General features: G+C 66.6%; 1 protein-coding gene. It reads right to left on the bottom strand.

Annotated elements, in window-relative coordinates; genetic code table 11:
• The coding region (locus KUM32_RS38545) for a catalase (RefSeq protein ID WP_217146459.1) at nucleotides 1-605 on the bottom strand (605 nt) is incomplete at both ends.

Below are 605 nucleotides of genomic sequence, written 5' to 3'. Positions count from 1 at the left end.
GCCGCGCGGTTCTCGTAGGCCATGAACCCGTCGCGCTGGTTGGTTCGCACCTCCGTGTTCTTGGCCTGGTTGACCGGGAGTTGCAGGTAGTTGGGGCCCACCCGGTAGCGCTGGGTGTCGCTGTAGGAGAACGTCCGGCCGACGAGCATCTTGTCGTCGGAGAAGTCGAGGCCGTCGACGAGGACGCCGGTGCCGAAGGCGATCTGCTCGTTCTCCGCGTAGTAGTTGTCGACCGTGCGGTCGAGCACCAGGCGGCCGACGGGCTTGGGTGGGAAGTCCTGTTCCGGCCAGGTCTTGGTGTCGTCCAGCGGGTCGAAGTCCAGCTCGGGGTGGTCGCCGTCGGCCATCATCTGCACGAGCAGTTCCCACTCGGGGTACTCGCCCCGGCGGATGGCCTCGTACAGGTCCTTCGTGGCGTGTCCCAGCTCGCCCGCCTGGACGTTCGCCGCGTCCTCCTCGGTCATGCTGCGCACGCCCTGCTTGGGCATCCAGTGGTACTTGACGAGAACGGACTGCCCCTCGGCGTCGATCCACTTGTAGGTGTTCACCCCGAAGCCCTGCATGTGCCGGTAGTCCGCCGGGATGCCGCGCGGGCTGAACAGGTT

The organism is Streptomyces sp. AC627_RSS907, from assembly GCF_019049165.1.
This window is presented reverse-complemented; position numbering and strand designations above follow the sequence as displayed.